Annotated in this window: 21 protein-coding genes and 1 riboswitch; of the genes, 5 read left to right on the top strand and 16 right to left on the bottom strand. The window is 45.3% G+C overall.

Translation table 11 applies throughout. The features are described from left to right. Positions 1 to 24: 24 nt before the first annotated feature. On the bottom strand, positions 25 to 801 hold the full coding sequence (locus NSQ29_RS00895) for an SDR family NAD(P)-dependent oxidoreductase (RefSeq protein ID WP_076300333.1): 777 nt from the start codon (positions 799 to 801) through the stop codon (positions 25 to 27). A gap of 28 nt (positions 802 to 829) precedes the next feature. After that, positions 830 to 1285 carry a chemotaxis protein CheX gene (locus tag NSQ29_RS00890; RefSeq protein ID WP_042130872.1) on the bottom strand — a complete coding sequence of 152 codons (456 nt, stop codon included), beginning with the start codon at positions 1283 to 1285 and terminating at the stop codon, positions 830 to 832. Positions 1286 to 1538: 253 nt separating this feature from the next. Here NSQ29_RS00890 and NSQ29_RS00885 point away from each other — a divergent pair, with 253 nt between their 5' ends. Together NSQ29_RS00885 and NSQ29_RS00880 are read left to right on the top strand one after the other, a co-directional pair. Beyond that, entirely contained in the window at positions 1539 to 2441 is a 903-nt protein-coding gene (locus tag NSQ29_RS00885; protein ID WP_042191539.1) for a LysR family transcriptional regulator, read from the top strand. 69 nt (positions 2442 to 2510) lie between these two features. Beyond that, positions 2511 to 3320, top strand: coding sequence for a histidinol-phosphatase (locus tag NSQ29_RS00880; RefSeq protein WP_076300334.1), 810 nt, complete (start codon positions 2511 to 2513; stop codon positions 3318 to 3320). Positions 3321 to 3419: 99 nt separating this feature from the next. Here NSQ29_RS00880 and NSQ29_RS00875 read toward each other — a convergent pair whose 3' ends face one another. From NSQ29_RS00875 to NSQ29_RS00845, 7 genes are all read right to left on the bottom strand, one after another. Beyond that, entirely contained in the window at positions 3420 to 4160 is a 741-nt protein-coding gene (locus tag NSQ29_RS00875) for an NADPH-dependent oxidoreductase (RefSeq protein WP_341124099.1), read from the bottom strand. A gap of 175 nt (positions 4161 to 4335) precedes the next feature. Further along, positions 4336 to 4878 (bottom strand): GNAT family N-acetyltransferase, encoded by a 543-nt coding sequence (locus tag NSQ29_RS00870; protein WP_341124098.1) that lies wholly within the window; start codon positions 4876 to 4878, stop codon positions 4336 to 4338. A gap of 31 nt (positions 4879 to 4909) precedes the next feature. Beyond that, positions 4910 to 5854 carry a metallophosphoesterase gene (locus tag NSQ29_RS00865; protein WP_340972734.1) on the bottom strand — a complete coding sequence of 315 codons (945 nt, stop codon included), beginning with the start codon at positions 5852 to 5854 and terminating at the stop codon, positions 4910 to 4912. 19 nt (positions 5855 to 5873) lie between these two features. Then, the gene (locus NSQ29_RS00860; protein WP_076300337.1) at positions 5874 to 6665 is read right to left on the bottom strand and encodes a DUF3891 family protein; all 792 of its coding nucleotides are present in this window, start codon (positions 6663 to 6665) and stop codon (positions 5874 to 5876) included. 188 nt (positions 6666 to 6853) lie between these two features. Further along, positions 6854 to 7618 (bottom strand): succinate dehydrogenase iron-sulfur subunit, encoded by a 765-nt coding sequence (gene sdhB, locus NSQ29_RS00855; RefSeq protein ID WP_042130877.1) that lies wholly within the window; start codon positions 7616 to 7618, stop codon positions 6854 to 6856. A 74-nt stretch (positions 7619 to 7692) separates the two neighbouring features. Beyond that, positions 7693 to 9435 carry a succinate dehydrogenase flavoprotein subunit gene (gene sdhA / locus NSQ29_RS00850; RefSeq protein ID WP_042191550.1) on the bottom strand — a complete coding sequence of 581 codons (1743 nt, stop codon included), beginning with the start codon at positions 9433 to 9435 and terminating at the stop codon, positions 7693 to 7695. Positions 9436 to 9503: 68 nt separating this feature from the next. Continuing rightward, positions 9504 to 10169: a succinate dehydrogenase cytochrome b558 subunit gene (locus tag NSQ29_RS00845; protein WP_042130879.1), complete on the bottom strand. Its 666-nt coding sequence runs from the start codon at positions 10167 to 10169 to the stop codon at positions 9504 to 9506. 401 nt (positions 10170 to 10570) lie between these two features. Between NSQ29_RS00845 and NSQ29_RS00840 the strand changes: the two genes are divergently transcribed. Next, complete coding sequence (locus NSQ29_RS00840) at positions 10571 to 11473, top strand: LysR family transcriptional regulator (RefSeq protein ID WP_341124097.1); 903 nt, start codon at positions 10571 to 10573, stop codon at positions 11471 to 11473. A gap of 71 nt (positions 11474 to 11544) precedes the next feature. Here NSQ29_RS00840 and NSQ29_RS00835 read toward each other — a convergent pair whose 3' ends face one another. Both NSQ29_RS00835 and NSQ29_RS00830 read right to left on the bottom strand, forming a co-directional pair. Then, a complete protein-coding gene (locus tag NSQ29_RS00835) occupies positions 11545 to 12213 on the bottom strand; it encodes a potassium channel family protein (RefSeq protein ID WP_042191554.1) in 669 nt (222 codons plus the stop codon). A gap of 13 nt (positions 12214 to 12226) precedes the next feature. Further along, positions 12227 to 13522 (bottom strand): TrkH family potassium uptake protein, encoded by a 1296-nt coding sequence (locus NSQ29_RS00830; RefSeq protein WP_076285327.1) that lies wholly within the window; start codon positions 13520 to 13522, stop codon positions 12227 to 12229. Between the two features lie 134 nt (positions 13523 to 13656). Continuing rightward, a riboswitch (cyclic di-AMP (ydaO/yuaA leader) is annotated at positions 13657 to 13838 on the bottom strand. Between the two features lie 314 nt (positions 13839 to 14152). On the opposite strand from NSQ29_RS00830, the gene NSQ29_RS00825 reads away from it, so the two are divergent. After that, positions 14153 to 15838 carry a CPBP family intramembrane glutamic endopeptidase gene (locus NSQ29_RS00825; RefSeq protein WP_149644995.1) on the top strand — a complete coding sequence of 562 codons (1686 nt, stop codon included), beginning with the start codon at positions 14153 to 14155 and terminating at the stop codon, positions 15836 to 15838. An 88-nt stretch (positions 15839 to 15926) separates the two neighbouring features. On the opposite strand, the gene uvrC is transcribed toward NSQ29_RS00825, so the two are convergent. Together uvrC and trxA are read right to left on the bottom strand one after the other, a co-directional pair. Continuing rightward, positions 15927 to 17879, bottom strand: a complete 1953-nt coding sequence (gene uvrC / locus NSQ29_RS00820; RefSeq protein ID WP_339267016.1) for an excinuclease ABC subunit UvrC — start codon at positions 17877 to 17879, stop codon at positions 15927 to 15929. A 121-nt stretch (positions 17880 to 18000) separates the two neighbouring features. Next, positions 18001 to 18318 (bottom strand): thioredoxin, encoded by a 318-nt coding sequence (trxA, locus tag NSQ29_RS00815; RefSeq protein ID WP_042130884.1) that lies wholly within the window; start codon positions 18316 to 18318, stop codon positions 18001 to 18003. Positions 18319 to 18676: 358 nt separating this feature from the next. Between trxA and NSQ29_RS00810 the strand changes: the two genes are divergently transcribed. Further along, positions 18677 to 18832 carry a YqzM family protein gene (locus NSQ29_RS00810; RefSeq protein WP_143759540.1) on the top strand — a complete coding sequence of 52 codons (156 nt, stop codon included), beginning with the start codon at positions 18677 to 18679 and terminating at the stop codon, positions 18830 to 18832. Positions 18833 to 18997: 165 nt separating this feature from the next. Here the strand turns inward: NSQ29_RS00810 and dnaI are convergent, their stop codons facing one another. From dnaI to NSQ29_RS00795, 3 genes are all read right to left on the bottom strand, one after another. Continuing rightward, positions 18998 to 19954, bottom strand: coding sequence for a primosomal protein DnaI (gene dnaI, locus NSQ29_RS00805; protein ID WP_149644997.1), 957 nt, complete (start codon positions 19952 to 19954; stop codon positions 18998 to 19000). 18 nt (positions 19955 to 19972) lie between these two features. Then, on the bottom strand, positions 19973 to 21511 hold the full coding sequence (locus NSQ29_RS00800; protein ID WP_042191562.1) for a DnaD domain protein: 1539 nt from the start codon (positions 21509 to 21511) through the stop codon (positions 19973 to 19975). A gap of 292 nt (positions 21512 to 21803) precedes the next feature. After that, complete coding sequence (locus NSQ29_RS00795) at positions 21804 to 22100, bottom strand: YuiB family protein (protein ID WP_042130887.1); 297 nt, start codon at positions 22098 to 22100, stop codon at positions 21804 to 21806. Between the last annotated feature and the right edge of the window lie 234 nt (positions 22101 to 22334).

The raw sequence follows: 22334 nt of genomic DNA, 5'->3' as shown, positions 1-22334 counted from the left end.
GGCCAATAATGCTGACGGCAGGCTCTATTTTCTGTTCATCGCATTATAAGTAAGCTTGTCCGCCAAGCGAGGAAACAGACCATAAAGCCGAATACCAAACCCTGCCAGACCCGGAAGATCAATCTCTTCTTTGCCAGTTTCCATGACCTTTACGATCTTGGAAGAGACATGTTCTGGTGTCATCATCATCCGAGCTACGCTCTTTTCATAATTGCCGGAAGGGTCAGCCGTCTTGAAAAAATCAGTGGCAATGGGACCAGGGTTCACAGCCGAGACGATGATTCCGCTCTTCCGCAGCTCCTGACGGAGTGCATTCGTGAATCCGAGAACAGCATGCTTGGTGGCTGTATAGGCTACCGATTTGGCTGTACCGATCTTCCCTGCCATAGAAGCCACATTTACGATCTGGCCACTTCCCCGCTCTAACATATGTGGAACAACAGCCTTCGTACAACGAACAATCCCCATATAGTTAACATCCATCATATCATCAAACTCATGAGGCTCCATCTCTGTAAAAGCGGCGAATTTACCGTACCCAGCATTATTTAGCAAAATATCAATTCTGCCGTAAGTCGCCAAAATTTGAGCAAAGGTCTCTTGTACACCGTCGGCATCTGTTACATCGCATGTATACAGTCCAAAAACGCCCGGAATACCGGCCGCCGTTTCTTTCAACTTCGCTTCGGAACGTGCCAAAAGGATCGGAATCGCACCTTGCTTACTAAGCATTTGTGCGGTTAATGCACCAATACCGCTGGATGCTCCTGTAATCACAACAACCTTATCTTTAAGTACCATAAAAAGTATTTCAGCTCCTAACTCTTGCCTAAGAGATCATCACCTGAATATCCATCTCTCCAACCCCATCCATCAACAATGGAATACTAAGTGCTCTGCGAGGCAAAAAGGACATGCTCTCAAGCTTCATAATTTGGGGAGGGCTTATATCCACTGAAACCCCCTGATTATATAGAATCGTACTAGCATTCCCACTGATCATATTGCCCAGCTCTGAAATTGCACTCTGACCCATCTCATCCATCTCCGTAATCACATAGCCGCCCATCATAATCGATACCATTCGCAAGGCTACCTGCTCTGCGATACCAAATATAATATTTCCGCTCAGCTGGCCTGTCATTCCCACTTGAATCCATATATGATTATCGATCAGTTCAATTTCTTTGATGCCTAAATTCCCAGTGGAAGGCGAGACCTGAATCACTTGTTCTATAACTGTCCGTGCAGATTCTAAAAACGGATTAATTACTTCTGCTTTCATGAAAGTCCTGTCTCCCCCTTTATCGTGCTTTAGTCATATACCAAAAGTCCCAAGTAATATGAATTTATTATACTTTATATATCGGCACAATTCAGCAAAAATTAATGTACATGTCGAATTCGAACCCAAGTTTGTTTATGTTGCAACATTGCTCTGTCGGGTATTATCTCCTATAATTTAAATCAAATGCCAACATGGAACGTAATTTTTCACCCCATCACTTTCATATTTGCTTGTCCAAAGGAGGTATTCCATGAACATCAGCCAGCTGGAGACACTAATAACGATCTCCAAAACGATGAGCTTTCGCAAGGCCGGAGAACTGCTTAACTTGACCCAACCAGCGGTTTCAGCACAAATCAAGAGCCTTGAAGAAGAGTTCAAAACACAGCTGGTTGACCGGAACCAGCCTGTTACGTTAACCGATCGAGGAACTGTATTTCTGGAGCATGCGGAACAAATTGTGACGATTGTCGAGGAGCTTAAACAGAGACTTGCGGACCTTGAAGATAATCCCCAAGGACATATTATTCTCGGCACTACTACCTCTATCGCCATTCAAATTTTGCCGCGTATTTTGTCCTATTTTAAAGACCAGTTCCCTCATATCAAAACATCTATTTCCTCTATGTCCTCGTCTCAAATTTATCAACATGTCGAGAATGGCATTGTCGATGTCGGCATTGGCTATTTGATCGGACGAAGTCCTAGTATGACTACTTCCATTCTTTATTATGATACATTCGAGTTGGTGGTCTCACCTAGACACCCCCTAGCTCAAGTTAAGACTGCAGGAATAGAAGCCCTAAACAAAACCCCGCTAATTCTGCTCTCACCGGATACAGTGGGCCGTAAATTTGCCGACGAGGTATTCTCCAAGCATGGCATAGAGCCACAGGTAATTATGGAACTGACCAGCAGCGAGGAAGTGAAACGGATGGTAGAACTCGATTTAGGTGCAGCCATTATTTCCAAGCAGTCAGTGACCGCTGAGGTGCGAGCCGGTTCCCTCAAAATTGTGCCTATTATTGAATTGGAAGTCACACATCCTGTTGGCGTCATAACGAAGTCTGGAAAATACGTGAACTCAGCCATGAGACAGTTTCTCAGTGATCTCAAAGGTATGCCGGAGACACAATTTATTGGGTCTGAATAAAAAACACCCAATAGTGGAATCGATACTTCTGAGCTAATTGCATAACCTTGTTTAAAGGAGTTGATCTTGATGAAATTTGACCTGCATACACATCATTTTCGCTGTGGCCATGCTAACGGAACGATTAGAGATTATATCGAAGCCGGAATTTCAGCAGGTTTAGGGGTAATAGGCATTTCTGATCACACCCCATATTTCGGAAGCCCTTCCGAGCAAGCTTTTCCTCTAATAGCTATGGGTAAGTCCGAATTCTCAAACTATGTTGAGGAAGTCCTCTCCCTCAAAAAAGAATACGAAGGTGTAATCGACGTTCTGCTAGGTATTGAATCAGACTACTTCCCTGAGCATGCCGAGCTTTACCGCAAAACATTATCCGCCTACCCTTTTGATTATGTGATTGGATCGGTACATAGTGTTGGTGGCGTCAGTATCTTTAACAAGGGTCGCTGGAAAGGGCTTAGCAAAAATGAACAGATTCGTGTGAAGTCTGATTATTATCGATTGATTGCTGATTCCGCCCGCAGTGGCATGTTTCAAATTCTCGGACACATTGATGCGATGAAGGGAAATTATCCTGCTTTTTCAGAAATCCCTGCTCCAAAGCCAATTGATGACTGTCTGCAAGTAATTAGTGAATGCGGCGTGGCGATCGAAATTAATACCTCAGGCGGAACCAAGCTGGTTGGCGGTTGGTATCCCTCAGAAGATATACTGGAGCGTGCACATCATTTTGGCGTTGAGGTTACTTTCGGTTCGGATGCGCATAAGCCGTCCCGAGTCGCAGAAGACCTAGATGCGGTAGCTGCACAGCTAAAAGCGATAGGTTTTACACATTGGGTTTATTACAAGCAGCGCGAGAAAATTAAAGTTTCACTGTAAAGATTTCTTATATTTCGAACAAATGCACCAAGCGTTATTGGTTTAGGGGTAGGGTTACCCTCCGTTAAACCAATCTCCGCTTGGTGCATTGTCGTTTATTTATAGGTTGTCGCAGGTAAACCCTTGCTGCTTCAGTGTGCGCTTCGCATCCCCATATTCCGGGTTGATATCGTAAAAATGAGCAATCGTGCTCGTCCAATCTCTCTCCGTTAATCCCTGCTGCCGCATATATTCATGGTGGGTTTGATTATACGCCTCCAGGAGGCCTTCCACATCCGGATTGTATTGTTCCTCATGAAACACCGCTTCCAGCGGCAGCCGCGGCTTCTGTGCGGTCTCTTCGGCTGGATATCCAACACAGAGCCCGACGATAGGAAATACGTACTCCGGCAGCTTCAACAGATCAATAACGCCTGCTGTATTGCGCCGGACACCCCCAATAGGGATGATCCCAAGTCCCATGGATTCTGCCGCTGCAATCGCGTTAGCCACTGAGATACCAACATCTGTAGCTCCAACGAGCAGAGCATCTACATCTTTTACCGCTTCAAAAGACTTGCCTTCCATTTTACTTGCTAATTTCGCTCTATAGAAGTCCATGCAGAACACCAGAAAGATGGGGGCTGCTGCTACATGCTTCTGATTGCCGCACAAGACCGAAAGCTGCTGCTTACGTGCAGGATCCTTGATAGCTATAATGGAGACCTGCTGTCCATGAACCCATGAGGGCGCTGCTTGGGCCGATTCGATCATTATCTTTAGCTTATCCGGCTCCACTTGTAGATCAGAATACTGCCGGAAAGAACGGTGATTCATTAACGTCTGTATTACATCATTCAAAATATTACGCCTCCTTCTCAATTCATTCGACTGTTTGTTAATCATAAACGATCGGATTAGGTCCTGACAAAAAAAAATGGACCCGAATCATCGGGTCCCAAAGCAGTATATTTTTAAAAGGGGGTCATGTACTTAGTTTAACCGGACACTGTTAGAGTTTCATAACGGCATTATTTCATTTGTGTAACAATGTGAATACTTTCATTACATCGTCCAAGGAGCCTACTCTGGGCATCACTCGCTCCAGCATCATGCCGTTCTTAAGCATCACACGTTCGGATCTAATATTATCTCCTCGGCAGCGCCCTTCGATCCGCGTGATTCCAAGCGTATGAACACTGTAATTTAAAAATAAGCCAACCGCCTCTGTCGCCAATCCGCCTCCCCAGTACACCGGGTCTAGCATATATCCTAAAGTGGCCTTGCACTCACGGCGGTTCCAATGCTGTAAAGCAACAATACCGATCAACTTCTGCTGCTCCTTCAAATAGATACCCGCATGTAACGCGCAAGGATCGAATGCGAATAACATCCGGTTCACCAGCTTCTCCACCTGAGCAAGGTCTGATCCAGCTCCGGTGCGTATTTGAATATGAGCCTGCACTTCTGGGTGGGAGAGCAGTTGCTGCAAATGACAAGCATCCTCGGGCGGAATCATCCTAAGGTCAACCGCCATACCTTGTTGCGTCTGGAACGATACTGCCTCATAAGTGCTCATACTCTCTCCTCCATGCAGCTAAAATATCAGCCTATTCATCCGATGAATGGTGCAATGTCAGCACCGTTAATTCAGGCCTACATAGAAAACGAAAAGGCATGACTGTTTCGCCAAAACCTCTATTCACATACACTGGCATGCGCTTGGTATCTGTATAATACAATCCATTTATGTACTTTTGAGACCCATAAGGGGTGAATGGCGCACCTACAAACGGCAGGCGAATCTGTCCTCCATGGCTGTGCCCGGATAGCTGTAGGTGAAATGAATGAGCCTCTGCTATATCAGCATAATCCGGTTCATGCATCATCAGAACGGTAAAGGTTCCTGCAGGCACACCCTTGAGTGCCTTCACAGGGTCAGGCTCGCCATGCAGCAGATCATCCAGTCCGGTCACAGCCATAACTGTCCCGCCTCTTTTTAGAAGATAAGATTCATTCCTTAGCACCCGGAACCCAGCAGATGTAAACAACTCGATAATCCGCTTCGTATTCTTGAAATCATGGTTGCCTAGCACCGCATATTTTCCTAGCGGAGCATTCAGCTCTGCCAATACAGGTATGGCATCTACAAGATCCTCAGGGTTGCTGTCCACGATGTCGCCTGTAAAGCATATAAGATCCGGTTCCTCCTTAGCGATACGCTCTGCAAGTCGAGCCAGATCACGGGCATCCTTATTAAACCCAAGGTGAGTATCACTGAAATGGACAACCTTCATGCCTGAAAAAGCAGAGGGAATATCTTTAAAGGACAACTTCAGCTTAGTAACCTGAATCCAGTTGGGCTCCCCTTGCCAAGCGTAACCACTTGTGAGCAAGCCTGCGCCGATTACAGTAGCCGCACCTCGAACCAGGAATTGCCGGCGGGTCATTGTTGTCTTGCCCTTAGATTGACGTCCAGAGGCGCTAGAGTGGATGTCTTTACCTGAATGATTATTTTTCTTATTGGGAGAAGCCCCAGACGATTGTATCTTCATACGGAGTTTCTCCTTCCCTTCAGCTTTCGTTTAGAGCCGTCAGTACAATTCGACATTCTTCCTCTGGCGTATCACGGTATGCGGGTGCGATGCCTCTCTTAGCAATTTCTGATTGTTGGACTCGTTTCAGCATAAAGGCTACTTCCACCGTCTTCTGAAAGGGAAAAGGATCCAGCACTAACGTTGACTTATCTTTCCACTCCACGGTTATCGTACGACCTGAAGTAAAACTGAAATCTTCACTGCCAGAGAATCCTTCACGCCACCATGGATGCTCCTCAGATTTCGGGCTACCCGGTTCATTTAAAGCCAAATATAGAGATAAGTCATCGCAGAATTCCAAAAGACGGGCATCATAATACAGCTCATCTTCACCAATCGGTTTGGATACTTCCAGTTCTCGGTGAATACGGGATCTACGTTCCTCTTCATGCTCTTGATATAAAGTCAGTTCTGGATAATCCAGTCCCGAAATCTTAATGAGTCGTTCAAAATGCAAGCTGCACAAAAGCGCTCCGTAAGGTGTCCGCGCTTCGATCTCATCAAGTCCTCGCTTATAAAAGGTCAGCTTCGGCACTACAGGAAAATCAATAAAGCTGTAAGGCGCGTGTTCCGCATCGTTCCAAAAGGGCGTCTCATCCAGATCAATCCAGCCCCGGTCATGTTCAGCTACCGCCCAAAGCACCTCATCCCGGCGTCCTTCTTCTGGCACATGCTCTTCCTTAAACCAAATGGCAAGCTCTCCAGCTAACTTCCCGTGATCATGCTGTTTAACCATTACAATTGCTCCATCATGCTCCCGACAAATCACGATTATTCCTCCCTGTTGTTCCACACCTAACGTACGTTAACAATGGATATTATAGCATATGCTATTCATTCTTCTGAGCTAGACGAATTTCCTATTCCCTACCAATTATAAACAAAAAAGCTATCCTCAGCGAATATAAATCCACCATTGAGGATAGCTCAATATTAAAGATCCGGCGGTACTACTTATTACACACCTAACCAGCGTTTGAACATATGTTTTGTCGTCTGCTTATTAATTTCTGCAATGGAGGTGGTAAGAGGAATACCTTTTGGACAAGCGCGCACACAGTTCTGTGAGTTACCACAACCGTCAATACCGCCATCTTCCATCAATGCGTCTAATCTTTCATCCGCATTCATTTCACCCGTAGGATGAGCATTGAACAGGCGTACTTGAGAGATGGCTGCTGGTCCGATGAAATCCGTCTTCTCGTTGACATTCGGACAAGCTTCCAAGCATACGCCGCAAGTCATACACTTAGATAATTCATAAGCCCACTGCCGTTTCTTCTCCGGCATACGTGGTCCCGGCCCAAGGTCATACGTACCATCGATTGGAATCCAGGCCTTTACTCGTTTCAGTGCGTTGAACATCCGAGTACGGTCAATCACTAAGTCACGCACCACCGGAAATGTCTTCATTGGCTCAATGCGTACAGGTTGTTCCAGATTGTCTATAAGCGCTGCGCAGGCTTGGCGAGGTTTGCCGTTGATCACCATCGAGCAAGCTCCGCATACTTCTTCTAGACAGTTGGAATCCCAGCATACCGGAACGGTGCTGTCACCTTTGGCATTCACAGGGTTACGCTGAATTTCCATCAAAGCACTGATTACATTCATACCCGGACGATAAGGGAGCTCAAATTCCTCAACATAAGATGAGCTTTGTGGATCGTCCTGGCGGGTGATGATAAACTTTACGTTTTTGGGAGCTGTAGCAGTTTCCGCCATAATGGTTCCCTCCTCAAATTGCCTAATTTTATTTCATTAAGCTTGCCTCGCAAGCTGTTCACTGCTGGGAAAGATTAATCCTTCGAATAATCACGGACCCGTGGAGGGATCAGTGAGACATCGACTTCGTCGTAAGAGATTTGCGGACCGTCTGCAGTCCAAGCTGCTTTCGTGGTCTTCAAGAATTCCTCATCATTACGATCCGGGAATTCCGGTTTGTAATGAGCGCCGCGGCTCTCATTGCGCATAAGCGCTCCCAGTGTCATCGCTTCGGACAGCTCCAGCATGTTCCACAGCTGACGGGTGAATGCCACACCTTGGTTATTCCAGCGTGACGTATCGTTCATATTGATATTGCGATAGCGTTCTTTAAGCTCTTTGATTTTGCCAATGGTCGCTTCCAGCTTCGGATTGTGCCGTACAACCGTCATATTGGCGGTCATCCATTCGCCCAGTTCCTTGTGAATCACATAAGCATTCTCTGTACCTGACATCGCTAGCAGAGACTCATATTTGTCCGTCTGCTTTTTGTGGAAGCTATCATATACAGAAGAAGAGATATCTTGTGACGATTTCTTCAGACCTTTGATGTATTCAACAGCCTTTGGTCCAGCAACCATACCGCCGTAAATGGCAGATACCAGAGAGTTAGCGCCTAGACGATTCGCTCCATGATATTGATATTCACATTCGCCTGCCGCAAACAGACCAGGAATGTTTGTCATTTGGTTGTAATCAACCCACATACCGCCCATGGAATAGTGCACAGCCGGGAAGATTTTCATCGGTATTTTACGAGGGTCATCCCCCATGAACTTTTCGTAAATTTCAATAATCCCGCCAAGCTTCACGTCCAGCTCTTTCGGGTCCTTGTGAGAGAGGTCCAAATACACCATGTTCTCACCGTTAATGCCCAGCCCTTGATCCACACACACATTAAAAATCTCACGTGTAGCAATATCGCGCGGCACCAAGTTACCGTAGGCTGGATATTTCTCTTCAAGGAAATACCACGGCTTTCCATCTTTATAAGTCCAGATGCGGCCGCCTTCACCACGTGCTGATTCCGACATTAAGCGGAGCTTGTCATCTCCTGGAATAGCCGTTGGGTGAATCTGGATAAATTCTCCGTTGGCATAATGTACGCCCTGTTGGTACACCGCACTTGCTGCTGTGCCTGTATTAATTACGGAGTTCGTTGTTTTACCAAAAATAATACCAGGCCCGCCGCTAGCCAAAATAACAGCGTCTGCAGGAAAAGTCTCAATCTCCATCGTCTTGAGATTCTGGGCACTTATGCCGCGGCATACACCTTCGTCGTCGACGATGGCCGAGAGGAACTCCCAGTTCTCACGTTTCGTTACAAGACCTTCGGACTCCCAGCGGCGCACTTGCTCATCCAGCGCATACAAAAGCTGTTGGCCTGTCGTTGCGCCAGCAAATGCAGTGCGGTGACGCTTCGTTCCGCCGAAACGACGGAAGTCGAGTAATCCCTCAGGTGTGCGGTTGAACATTACGCCCATCCGGTCCATAAGGTGGATGATACCCGGTGCTGCTTCACACATCGCCTTGACCGGTGGCTGATTCGCCAGGAAGTCACCGCCGTAAACGGTATCGTCGAAGTGCTCCCAAGGAGAGTCGCCCTCCCCTTTCGTATTTACCGCGCCGTTGATGCCGCCTTGCGCACAAACGGAGTGTGATCTTTTTACAGGCACTAATGAGAATAATTGAACATGCGCACCGGACTCCGCTGCCTTGATGGTAGCCATCAGGCCGGCCAGACCGCCACCCACGATAATGATATTTGCTGTTGCCATGATAGTTCACTCCCTTTATTGAAAATATCAGAAAGGATTCTGGAATCTAGTCCTGAGAGGATAATTACCTAGATGAAAGTCTTTATGGACTGAGCTATGGAAGCTGCGGTTTGAAATTCAGCATCACGGAAAGTGACTAGCGAAATGAGGAACATAAACGTTACAAGAACAAATATACCGAGACAAAGGTAAGAGGATACCCGCTGTGAACGAGGTCCTACCGTGATCCCCCAGCTGATCAAGAAAGACCATAGACCGTTTGAGAAGTGAAAGCATGCTGCAACGATACCGATAATGTACAGTGTCAACATCAGTGGTTGAGTCACGATATCATGCATCAGACCGCCCAGCTCTTCATGCTCTACACTACCAACTGCCACCTGAACCCGGGTTTGGAACAAATGCCAGACTATAAAGATAAAGGTAATAATTCCTGTAATGCGTTGCAGCGTATAACGCCAGTTTCTTTCAATGTTGAAACGGTTCAAGTTCGGCTTGGATTGATAGGCAATATACAGTCCATATACGCCATGGTACAGCAGAGGTAGCCATATACCGAACAATTCCAGGAAGAAGACAAGCGGCAGGCTATTCAGCCATATCACGCTGTCAGTGAAACCGGAAGCGCCACCCTCTACAGCCGCAAAATTCGTCATCATGTGCTCAATGAAGAAAGCTCCAAGCGGGATAACGCCTAGCAAGGAATGAATCTTTCTGGAATAAAATCCTTTCATACAAAGTAACCCCTTTCCGATTAAAACAGCGTTTTCATTATTGTGTATTCACCGCCGGAACTACATTTGACACAGGATAACGTAGACTATGTCATGACAAAACGTCTATATTTACCGCTATCCTTGGTTTCCCGGACTTTGTTTTCTTTTTCACAAAATGTGAATATCTTGTGTCACTTTTTATGTTACTCCTTTTTCCCTTATAAGGGAATTGCAATCTAATTATTAAACGTTATACAATAAACGCATAAGAATAGATTTTATATGATAATAATTCTCATTTAGAGAAACAACATTTTCCGACAAATCTTTTATTTCCTTATGGAGCAAGAAGTATTGTCTTCATGGCTATGAATTTCGTCACTACTGTTTATAGATTGCACTACGAGAGGAACATAAATATGTTTGACGATTTAGATGTTTTTGCAGCGGTTGTGGAGCACTCCAGCTTGAATCGGGCCTCCCGCCAGCTCAATCTGTCCCAACCTGCCCTATCTCGTAAAATCTCCAAGCTGGAAGAACGGCTGGGTGTCGCGCTATTTAATCGTTATGGCAAGCGTCTGGAGGTAACAGAGGTTGGGCGTCTTACTTATTCCTACGCACTTGAACAACGGCAGCAGCGCTCTAAATTTCTGGAGGCTTTGTCTAAATACAAAGAAGGCGAGCCTAAGCTCGTCACCTTAGGGGCGTCACTTACCTCACTGCAGACCACTCTGCCTCCACTAGTTAACGCATATATGGAGAAATACCCAACTGCGGAGCTGAAGCTAATCACAGGCCGAACACATGAAATTGTCTCCTCTGTCAGTGAAGGAAAGTCAGATATAGGTCTGATCGCTTCCTCTATTCAAGAACCTGGACTGCGCTGTATTTCTCTGTTTGAGGATCAACTTCGACTGGTTGTTTCTGAGCATCATCCTCTGAATCAATCTACCAAGCTAACTATGGATGATCTGTCCCGACTGCCTATGATCCTGTTCTCCAAAGGCACCTGGTACCGACGTCTAACAGACGATCTGTTCCAGCGCTGTGGAATTGATCCAGACGTTCGGATGGAGATTGACTCCTTCGAAGCCATCGTGCGGCTGCTACCGACAGTCAATGTGGCAGCGTTACTGCCCAAGTCTTATCTGCGTCCGCAGCTGTTAAACGGCGGTGGGCTGGTCTCTCTGCATATTAAGGAGCTGGAGCAGACTCAGCGAACTACCTGCCTGATTTACCGTGACGATGGGAGCCTGAGCACAGCGGCCCGCAGCCTCGTGCAGGTCACAGAAGAGATGTTTCTAACGGAACGAGAGAAATAGTACATACCTCTGCGTGCAGCCTTAATTAAAAAAGCCCTCCGTCCCATGTAAAGGACGGAGGGCTTATCTATTTAATCTTGGTTTACAACTTCATCCTCAAATCGATCAATACTTTCATTAGAACCAATGAGTACCATAACGTCGCCCTCACTCAAATGATCATGTGCCGTTGGAGCCACTATAATTCCACTTTCCCGGTTCAGGGCAACAATACTGCAGCCATATTTCGCTCTTGTATTTAAATCTGACAAGCTTTTCCCGTTCATACAAGACGGAACGGTTAGCTCGACGATTTTATAATCCTTGGACAGTTCAATATAATCCAGCAAATTGGGTGTCACGAGCTGATGTGCCACACGAATGCCCATATCCCGCTCCGGAAAAATAACCCGGTCCACGCCCAGCCTGGACAACGCACGACCATGAAGGATCGAGATCGCCTTGGCTACTACTTGCTTGACTCCAATCTCTTTTAACAAAATCGCCGCCAGAATACTTCGTTCCATATTGTCGCCAATCGCAACAATCCCACAGTCAAAGTTCCGTACGCCAAGCGAGCGCATAATTCCTTCATCTGTAGCATCAGCCACTACCGCATGCGTCAGGTGATCGCTCATTTCCTCCACACGCTCCTCATGGTGATCAATGCCGAGCACCTCGTAGCCCATTTCCATCAGCTCAAGTGCAAGGCTTGAGCCAAAGCGGCCTAAACCGATTACTACAAATTGCTGTGCTTTCATTTCGGATTAACTCCTATCCAATAATTATTTTACCTTCTGGGTGCTTATACAATGGTTTACCCTGTTTAGGTCCAAGCGCATACACTAATGTTAATGGACCTAGCCGACCTGCAAACATGGTCAGACAGATCAGAATCTTGCCGAAGATAGACAGTTCAGGTGTCAGCCCCATGGTTAGTCCCACCGTGGCAAAAGCTGAGGTCGTCTCAAATAATATCGCTAAGAAATTACTATCCTCTGTTGTGGACAGTAACATCGACACCGTGAGGACCAATAGCAAAGCGAGTAATGTTAACGTCAACGCTTTATAGATACGCTCCTGCGCCAATCGGTAACGGAACAGTACAACATCTTCACGTCCGCGCAGCATCGCGATTACTGCACCAATCATAATCGTAAAGGTTGTAGTCTTGACCCCGCCACCTGTTGATCCTGGAGATGCACCAATAAACATAAGAATAACCATAAAGAACTGTGAGGCTTGCCGCAGTCCGGCAATATCCACCGTATTGGCGCCAGCGGTTCGGGGCGATACCGACTGAAAGAATGCCGATAATATTTTGCCGCCGAAATTTAAATTCCCCAGTGTGCGCTGATTCGTAAATTCAAATATAAAAATAACCAAAGCGCCGATAAGAATAAGCCCTGCAGTGGTGGAGAGTACAACTTTGCTATGCAAAGATAATTTACGTTTGACACGAAACTCCACCAGATCCGACATGACAATAAAACCAATACCGCCAGAGACAATCAGAAACATCACCACGATGTTCACTAGCGGGTCATATACATAATCGGTTAAACTCCGGAAATCCCCGAAAATATCAAATCCAGCATTATTAAACATAGACACCGCATGAAATATTCCAAAATAAATGGCCTTTCCCAGTGGCATATCAAACGCCCAGCGTATGGACAGAAGCACCGCTGCACAGCCTTCGATGACCAAGGAATAAATAAGTACTCTCCGGATCAGTCGAACAATCCCCTCCATAGAGCCTTGGTTCATTGCTTCCTGAAGGATCAGTCTGTCCCGCAAGGAAATTTTGCGTTTCATCATCATGGCAAATAAGGTCGCCATTGTCATAAACCCTAAGCCGCCCACCTGGATAAGCACCATAATTACGGTTTTCCCAAAAATGGTGAATGTCGTCCCGGTGTCCAGCACCACAAGTCCTGTCACACAGGTGGCCGATGTTGCAGTAAACAACGCATCAATAAAACTAACAGCATTCCCGCTGGTACTCGAAATGGGAAGCATTAGCAGCAAGGCTCCAATCAGAATGATCGATGCAAAACCAAGCACCATAATCTGAGGCGGAGAGAGCTTCAGGAACTTTGATTCAGAAACCCTGCGAAACTGTGAAGCCACTACGCTCACCCTCTTATCAAAATTTAAAGAATTCCAACAAAAAAAGCACTGGAAAACCAATGCTACCCTTGGTTCCTGCAGTAAATTAGCCTACGAGGTTAGCTGACGGATTCGGACTGTGCAGGCTGCCCTATTCGTTCCTAGAACGAAATTCACCCCTGATGAATAAAGACAACGCCTATGGCGTATACTCATCTTTTCATTACTTCTTATGGTTCCCCCGTTTTCACCTGAAATTCGGCTATATACAATTGCATACAAATTATATATGTTATTTCGATAAATCACAAAGACACTATTAATGGTGATTCATATGAAAAATGCGGTTTGGAGAGGATGTACCACTAAGAGTGCCTTTTCTCATCACTTTTCCGTGTTTTCCCTGCAATTGCATCGATTTTCATGAAAAATGAAGAAAGAATCACCTTAAATTCATGGTATATATTCAGTTACCTATTCTATAATATCTCTATTACCCATAAAAAGAATATACGATGATTTTTGTAACTATCATGGCACTAATACTATAATGGAACATAACATTGTCAGTTTACAAGGAGGCGTTACATGAATCCCGTTGGCCAGCCCTTACAGCAACGTGCCCTCTCCAAGAGGCTCATCATCTCGGGCATTATCGGTCTTATTCTATTTATTATGTTTCAAATTGCTCCCTCGGTGCTAAATAGCCCTGCCGGGGAAGATACTACTGTCATCAGCAAGGCGGAAGCCCGCGACAAAGCCATATCATTCGCAGAACAAAAGCTGAACTACACCAAAGCACCAACCGATCAGTGGAATGTACTGTACGATACGGACTCTTCCTTTTATGGTTATATGTCCCGCGAGAAGCTTTTGGAGGACTATACAAAAAAGAAATTGGATCAACGATATCCTTTTGACATCTTTCGTGTAACACTTAGTCCTTCAGCGGAACAAGAGCCACTGATCTCTGTTGACCTCAATATGTATACTGGTGCAGTTGTCGCTTTCACACAAGGTGCAGAAGGATCAGGTACCGGATTACCAAACAATGTATCCACCAGTGCAAAAGAAGAGGACAAGGGTACTACCTTATCACTTGCACAAAAAGAAAGTCTTGCCCGTCCTTGGCTTCAGGAATGGGATGTAAATCCCGCCAAGCTGCAAATTGAATCGAATACGGGAAACTACGGGCTCGTGTATACAGATCGTTCCGTTCAGATCGGCGAATCCTTACTACACTATTATTTCGATTTCACTGGCGAACAGGTATCCAGCTTTAAAGCAGGATTCACCGCTCCAGCCTGGCATACCTCCTATGTAAAGGACCAGACCTCTCTCGCTGAAAAGTTTACTTTATTCGGCTACGGTTTGCCTACTTTAGCTTTAGGAATTCTGGCACTCATCTACAGCATACTTAGAAGAGAACATACCTCCTTTAAGCGTGGAATATTCCTAAGCTCAGCTTATTTTGTAATCATGATGATCAGCACCTATAATATGCTCCCTGAATCCTCAGGCGAAGGACTCGAGGCTCAGATAACTTCCGTCATAATGTTCATCATTTATGCCTTATATAGCCTCCTAATGTCCTCCCTGCTCTATTTTTCTTTAGTTGGAGGGGACGGCCTATGGAAAAAAGAAGAGGGAATGAACCCATGGCCTCGTGCTAAAGAGCCTGGCTATGGAAAATATGTTCTGGATAGTATCCGGGCTGGATACGTCTGGGCATTCGTGCTGCTAGGGGTGCAGACCCTTATGTTCATCGTATTATCACTTACCTTGCAGAACTGGTCCACTACTGACGCTACTCAATCTCCTTACAACATGAGATATGCTTGGCTGCTGCCCATCGTTGCATGGCTCGCTGGTTTATCCGAGGAAGCCATTTATCGTTTTTTCGGAATTCCTATGTTGAAAAAAGTATTCCGTAGCACGTTCATTGCTTGCCTGATCACCACGCTGGTTTGGGCGTTTGGCCATACGCTGTATCCGATCTACCCCATCAGTTCCCGTCCTATTGAGCTGACCGTGATTGGTTTGCTCTTTAGCTATATATTCCTTCGTTACGGCTTTATTGCCGTCATGTTCAGTCACGTCGTGTTTGACAGCATTCTGATGGGTGCTACGCTGATCTTTATGAAGGAAAGCGTGAATGTAGGGGCTGGTATCTTCGCGATTATCATGCCGTTCATAGTCGCCTACATCGTCTATCGGTTTAATCCACCGCAGAAATCAGAACCTAAGCCGGTTGAACCTACATCTGTAATTTAAACCTATAATTAAAAAAGGTGTCACAGCAGAAAACTGCTGTGACACCTTTTTTATATTTACGTATACATCATTCCAGTATTTCGAATGCCTATGTCGCTGGCTCTTCATCCTTGAGCGCCTCAAGAATTTGACTAGCCAGCTTTTCGCCAATAGAAAGTGATTTAAAATCCTCTATGGAGGCTTCTTTAATTTTCTTTAGTGATCCGAAATGCTTAAGCAGCGCCTTGCGCCGCTTCTCGCCTATACCTGGTATGGAGTCCAGTTTAGAAGTAACCATGGACTTCCCACGTTGTTCACGGTGGAAGGTGATGGCGAATCTATGCACCTCATCCTGAATCCGTTGCAACAGATAAAATTCCTGACTATCCCGAGCCAAAGCGACAGGTTCTGGCGGATCTCCAACCAAAAGCTGAGCCGTCTTATGCTTATCATCCTTAACGAGACCACAGACCGGAATGAATAACCCCAGCTCGTTCTCGAGAATATCAATAGCTGAGGATATCTGCCCTTTACCACCATCGACTACGATAAGATCTGGTATCGGCAGGTTCTCTTTCAGCACCCGTTCATACCGCCGCCGGATGACCTCGCGCATCGTTCCATAATCATCCGCACCCACCACCGTACGAACCTTATATTTACGATACTCTTTTCGTGCGGGCTTGCCATCAATGAAGACAACCATCGCAGAAACCGGATTAGTCCCTTGAATATTCGAGTTATCGAACGCCTCGATCCGGCTTAAGCGTTCGAGCCCCAGGCTCTCGCCTAAGCTCATTGCAGCACCAGAGGTACGTACTTCATCTCGTTCAATAAGCCGGAACTTCTCGTCGATTGCGACTGTAGCATTTTGGCAGGCCATACCGACCATCTGCTTCTTGAGGCCACGCTGTGGCACTAGCACTTTGGTGCCGAGCCACTCCTGTAGAATAGAGGCGCCACCTGCAGCATCAACGACACCTGCTGCTGATGCTTCCGCAGCGGCCATTTCACGGGCCTCAACTTCTTCAGGCGATTCGGGGGTATCTTCCCCCTTTTGTAGATCTTCTTCGGCTGGAGCAGCAATGACAATCGCCGGTTTAGCTTCTTTATCAACCACTGCTTCTTCGTCAAGCACATCCGGCAGAAGAATCTCCTGCGGCAGAGCAGGATTATCACTGTAATACTGCGTCACATAAGACATAAAGTCACTGTAGGCTTCCCCATAGAACGGAAAGACAGAGGAGTGGCGCTGAATCATCTTCCCTTGTCTCATGTACAGAATCTGTACACACATCCATCCCTTGTCTACCGCATAACCAAATACGTCACGATCCTTAGTATCTGTGGTGTTAATCTTTTGTTTCTCCATCAATGCATCAATATGGATAATCTGATCCCGCAGTTCCTTCGCCCGTTCAAAATATAATTCCTCAGCAGCTTCCTGCATCTTCTGCTGTAGATCCTTCTTAACCGCATCATGACCTCCGCTCAGAAAAGCAGCGATATCTTGCGTAATCTGCTCATACTCGGACTTCTGCACTTCCTTCTCACACGGCGCCAAGCATTGGCCCATGTGATAGTAAAGACAGACTTCCTTTGGCATTACGCCACATTTACGGAGCGGATACATACGATCGAGAAGCTTTTTCGTTTGCTGTGCAGCATAACCATTAGGATAAGGGCCGAAATATTTTGCTTTATCTTTAATCACCCGGCGTGTGACTTCAAGCCGAGGGTGAGTTTCATTCGTTATTTTGATATAAGGAAATGTCTTATCGTCCTTCAGAAGTACGTTATAACGCGGCATATGCTTCTTAATCAGATTGCACTCGAGAATGAGCGCTTCCATGTTACTGGACGTAACAATATATTCGAAATCAGCAATGTTAGCGACAAGCCGCTGAGTTTTACCATTATGACTGCCTGTAAAATAAGAGCGAACCCGGTTCTTAAGCACCTTCGCTTTACCCACATAAATAATGGTGCCTTCTTCATTCTTCATCAGATAGCACCCGGGCAGGTCGGGTAATAGAGCCAGTTTGTTGCGGATATTGTCCAAAATGATCCCCTCCAGCTAAATTGGACCCATAATTAATTGGCATTCAGCACACAAAACGCCTCCGGAATGAACCGAAGGCGCTGAGCGGCAGGGCCGAGGCCCGAACAGTAGCATTTAACAATTATTGATGTTTAGCTACGATATTTTTCAGGGATTCTTTGGAGTTCAATCCCACAACTTTATCTACCGGTTGACCGTCTTTGAAGAAGATCAAGGTTGGGATACTCATCACGCCAAAACGGGAAGCCGTTTCCGGATTCTCATCCACATTCAATTTTGCAATCTTCACGCTGTCTCCCAGTTCTGCGGACAATTCGTCCAAGATTGGAGCAATCATCTTACAAGGACCACACCAAGGAGCCCAGAAGTCTACTACTACAGTACCTTGACCTTCCACTTCGTTACTGAAGGTTTGGTCAGACACGTTCACGATAGCCATGATATTGTTCCTCCTCTAAAGTTTTACGAAACATTACTCCACTCTAAACCAAAGCTTAGTTTATGGAAGCTGCTCCGAAAATATAAGTTAATAAATTGTTTCATGTAATATGATAACCAAATTACCACTTACCGACACAATTCCAGTATAACATATCTTTAAGGGATATGTTATATATCACATACAATTATATTGCTCTCAAACTAATTTTATTTACGTTACTCTTTTCTTTACAATCTCCCCAGCCTTTCGGTATACTCTAAGAAAGCGCATTAAATGTCAATGACTTATTTCATAATGGTCAACTCAATTTGCATCTTAACAATACAGGCATTGTCCCTGTAAGGAGGCAGAAGCTATGGATGTCAACGCGCAAGCACGGGACCCACGAGAACATATCAACGAAGAACCCCGCAATGATCTAGGCGATTTAATGAATGGATTTTTCGGAATGACTGCATTTATGACCGTTGTCTTTTTCGGCATGGTTATCATTAAGTTCATTTCGGAGTAAGGGAATCATCGCAATATAAACAGAGGCCGTCTCAAAAGTAGTGAATGCTACTTAGGGGGCGGCTTCTTTTTTTGAGAGTAAATAAGAAAAAACAGAGAGCAACGATCCTCCAATAAAAGGAGAATCGCTGCTCTTTTGAATGTTACGGTTATGAATATTTCGAGTTTATCTAATCGTCCCCCGTTGATTCTCCCCATGCAGTGGAATAACATCCACAAAAGGAGCAATACGATCCATCAAACGTTGACCTTTATAAATCTCCTCGCCATCCTTGCTCGTAAAGCTAAGATGTTTCTCCAAACCATCGAGCGGATAATTTGAGGTATAGAAGGTTGGCTTACGGTTCATCCGATAATTCAGAATCGCACCAAGCACATGATCACGCGCCCATGGATTCAAGTTCTCCGCACCAATATCATCAAAAATAAGTAAATCGCAGTTTTTCAACGTATCTACGGTTTCCTTCATCTTCTGGCCGTCCATCATGATCGACTTCAAATCCTCGATAAAATCTGGCATATATACGATAACTCCAGTATAGCCGGCAACAGCAAGCTCATGAAGCAAGTAACACATCAGAAATGTTTTGCCTGTTCCGAAAGTCCCATGTAGATAAATCCCGCGCGAGGTCAGACCCTCTTCTTTAACGCTCGTGATATAATCAAATATTTTATTAACAGCAGAGACCCGGCGTGGATCCTTGCCCATAATATCTATTTCATCATAACCGCCATTGAGCACACGCTCGTCCACATAAAAGCTACGGATACGTTTGCGGATGTTATCCTGATTATCCTGTGCCACTTTAAGCCGGCATGCCGTCTTGCGTTCATATAAGTCCGCCGAACCATTCACGCTCTCGACCGTAAGTTTGCTAAAGTGACCAGGGAAATCATTCGGACATTTCTCTAGACCCGGACAGTTCGCACAGTGGCGGCTTTCCTCTACATATTGATACAGGCGGCTCATATGAAGCCGCAGTCGCGAATCATCTAACTCAGGATGTTCAGACTGTAATGCCTTCACAAGTGGATGATTGAATAACTCCTGTTCAAGATCGCGTTGACGCTGCCGTAGAGTTGGATTGTTGATCGAACGAAGCACATCGCCCATAGACTCCATAGTTCCACCTCTCTTTCATTACGGCGCTTGGGAAACGCCTTTTTTCTTGTTGGCTTTAATTTCTGCCGCTTTCTTCATCATCGCCGCGAATTCCTCTTCCGATACCGTTCCGGCACTTCCATCGTCCAGCACAATCGGAATTTCCGGTTTAGCGGATCGACCTGTATTTTTAGCATATGAACGTGATCGAGATCCCGCCGCCGTGTTAGTTGTAGCTCCCTTGCCTTTCACTTTGGACTGATCCCTGATATATTTTACAGCCTTTTCGTAGGTGTTCACCTGTTTAACCAGCATATTGGAAGCGATAGCCTCCACAAAATTGCGGTTCATTCGCTGTTCTCCACCTGAGGCTACCATAGTCATTAAGTAATGAATAAGTACATTGATTACTTCACCGCTTAGCTTATAGTTCAAATCTATTTTCTCGAACATATCCATCAAATGACTGGGTACTGCACCTGGGAAAAAAGTTTGAAGCAGCCGCGTATAAGGTTCGTTCCGCAGCATCATATTATATTGGTGGATGTCACATTTGGACAAAAATTGTGGTGGTACTTCTACATAATACTCCATCTCTACAGATTGCTCCGGTGGTGCTATAGAATCATCATTCTCTTCAGAGGCACTGGAACGGATGGAAACAACCTTAGCAGCAGCAACTTCACGCTTTTCTTGTCGTTTCATATCCTGCCTGAAATGCTGGCTCGCTTTATATTGCAGTGCATCCAGAATAACCTCGCCATCCGGTGAGAACACGCCATCTTCATCCAGCAGACGACATAAATCCTGCGGACTGAGTTCGTACTTATGAGCTACATAGTTAATAACACCCATTTGAGTATGGTCAAAACGCAGTTTTTCTACATGAGCCCGGTTCACGGATTCCCTTGGAAAACGCAAAATAATATCACTATATCCAATCGCTTGTTCTCCAGATTCACGCATACCAGGCTGACGCACAGTGGCTACTTCTGCAAGTGCCTGCTCCAGCTCATAATCAATGACATGTGTATTAAGTTGAAAAATATCATAAAAAGGCACGGAGATATTCTCTTTGCCTATGGATCTGCGACTCCATTCTTCTGGCTCTCGATTCCAGAATTGTTCCCGTAAGGACAGCACAGCAAATTTGCCGATTTTATCGCGTAACAGCAACGTCAAATGCTGAGTGGCAAAAAAGTCAGCTGGCGATAGCGGCGGCATAAGCTCATATTCATATAAGTAATCATCGGTTTCCGGCACATAGATTCGACAGGTCTGTAGCAGACCTACCGCTTCTAACCGGGAAGCCTGATCTATTAAATATTTGCGGCCTTTCTCATTTGGTTCAACGCCTAGCGTCATAAATAATCTGCGCTGTTGCTCCACTCCAGAATAGCCAATGCTATCTGCTGGTACATGTTCAACCAGCAAGCGATAGAAACTGATTGCAAAAGCTCCTACCATAGGCTGATACACAGAGCTAAGCATACGTCCATCTATAACACTAAGACCAAATTCGCGGGAAACGCAGTACCGATGATGTTCGGTGAAATGATGTAAGTTACTCATGCGCATCTACGGATACCCCCTTGTTTTCACGAATTCATACAGGATTCTATTCTATCATAAAAAACGTCGCCGGAAATGTAAATAAACTACCAATTCCGACTCTTTTCGCTATATAATCAGCTTTTTCATACGATTATCTACCTCTATTAAACAAGAAGAAACGGCTTCACTGTCCTCTGGAAGAGGAAGGTTCCGTTTCTCGCTGAATTTCAAAATTGATTCTTAGCGTAGAACTAAAAGCTTATATGTTCAAAAAAACGACTCTCACATCAGAGCCGCAGGTCTTCCGATTAAATCTTTAAAACATCTTGTAACCGCCAAAGCGCAGTTTTTGAATGGTCCATCCACTCAATATAGCACCTGCAAGACCAGCGACACCAGTTAAGTAATCAACAAAGTGGAAACTGGAGAGATGCTCCCAGAGCGACATCGCGCTTCTATCCCAAATGGAATAGACTACGACGGGTAGAATAATAAGTACGAATAGATAAGCGGGAAACCAGGTTGTCTTCATTAACATGTTAAGAATAAATCCAATACCAAACATCATCACAAAGAATAAAACGGTTAGGATAAACACTGGAATAAACCCCATCTTACCGTCACTACCCCTTTCTATAAAGAAGCGCACATCTTATACGAGCTAGTAGTAAGTTTACTAGAAAAAATGTCACGAAGCAATGAACTTTATTCAAAATTAGGTCTAATACTCTTACAACGGAATGTCATCATTTGCTCTAAGCAACTTGATTGCGATACAATGCATATAGATTAATAAATCATACATAGTCTATGATGCAGGAGCTTCGTAGCTAGTTTTACGCGACGT

Source organism: Paenibacillus sp. FSL F4-0236 (assembly GCF_038000135.1).
GTDB lineage: Bacteria > Bacillota > Bacilli > Paenibacillales > Paenibacillaceae > Paenibacillus_AQ.
The sequence above is the reverse complement of the archived record's forward strand: the minus strand, read 5'-3'. Positions and strand labels throughout refer to the sequence as shown.

Excerpts from the sequence above, each read along its gene's own strand:
- NSQ29_RS00895 (WP_076300333.1), bottom strand. The coding sequence starts at position 801 with ATGGTACTTAAAGATAAGGTTGTTGTGATTACAGGAGCATCCAGCGGT.
- NSQ29_RS00890 (WP_042130872.1), bottom strand. The coding sequence starts at position 1,285 with ATGAAAGCAGAAGTAATTAATCCGTTTTTAGAATCTGCACGGACAGTT.
- NSQ29_RS00885 (WP_042191539.1), top strand. The coding sequence starts at position 1,539 with ATGAACATCAGCCAGCTGGAGACACTAATAACGATCTCCAAAACGATG.
- NSQ29_RS00880 (WP_076300334.1), top strand. The coding sequence starts at position 2,511 with ATGAAATTTGACCTGCATACACATCATTTTCGCTGTGGCCATGCTAAC.
- NSQ29_RS00870 (WP_341124098.1), bottom strand. The coding sequence starts at position 4,878 with ATGAGCACTTATGAGGCAGTATCGTTCCAGACGCAACAAGGTATGGCG.
- NSQ29_RS00865 (WP_340972734.1), bottom strand. The coding sequence starts at position 5,854 with ATGAAGATACAATCGTCTGGGGCTTCTCCCAATAAGAAAAATAATCAT.
- sdhB (WP_042130877.1), bottom strand. The coding sequence starts at position 7,618 with ATGGCGGAAACTGCTACAGCTCCCAAAAACGTAAAGTTTATCATCACC.
- sdhA (WP_042191550.1), bottom strand. The coding sequence starts at position 9,435 with ATGGCAACAGCAAATATCATTATCGTGGGTGGCGGTCTGGCCGGCCTG.
- NSQ29_RS00845 (WP_042130879.1), bottom strand. The coding sequence starts at position 10,169 with ATGAAAGGATTTTATTCCAGAAAGATTCATTCCTTGCTAGGCGTTATC.
- NSQ29_RS00840 (WP_341124097.1), top strand. The coding sequence starts at position 10,571 with ATGTTTGACGATTTAGATGTTTTTGCAGCGGTTGTGGAGCACTCCAGC.
- NSQ29_RS00835 (WP_042191554.1), bottom strand. The coding sequence starts at position 12,213 with ATGAAAGCACAGCAATTTGTAGTAATCGGTTTAGGCCGCTTTGGCTCA.
- NSQ29_RS00830 (WP_076285327.1), bottom strand. The coding sequence starts at position 13,522 with ATGGTGCTTGGTTTTGCATCGATCATTCTGATTGGAGCCTTGCTGCTA.
- NSQ29_RS00825 (WP_149644995.1), top strand. The coding sequence starts at position 14,153 with ATGAATCCCGTTGGCCAGCCCTTACAGCAACGTGCCCTCTCCAAGAGG.
- trxA (WP_042130884.1), bottom strand. The coding sequence starts at position 18,318 with ATGGCTATCGTGAACGTGTCTGACCAAACCTTCAGTAACGAAGTGGAA.
- NSQ29_RS00810 (WP_143759540.1), top strand. The coding sequence starts at position 18,677 with ATGGATGTCAACGCGCAAGCACGGGACCCACGAGAACATATCAACGAA.
- dnaI (WP_149644997.1), bottom strand. The coding sequence starts at position 19,954 with ATGGAGTCTATGGGCGATGTGCTTCGTTCGATCAACAATCCAACTCTA.
- NSQ29_RS00800 (WP_042191562.1), bottom strand. The coding sequence starts at position 21,511 with ATGCGCATGAGTAACTTACATCATTTCACCGAACATCATCGGTACTGC.
- NSQ29_RS00795 (WP_042130887.1), bottom strand. The coding sequence starts at position 22,100 with ATGGGGTTTATTCCAGTGTTTATCCTAACCGTTTTATTCTTTGTGATG.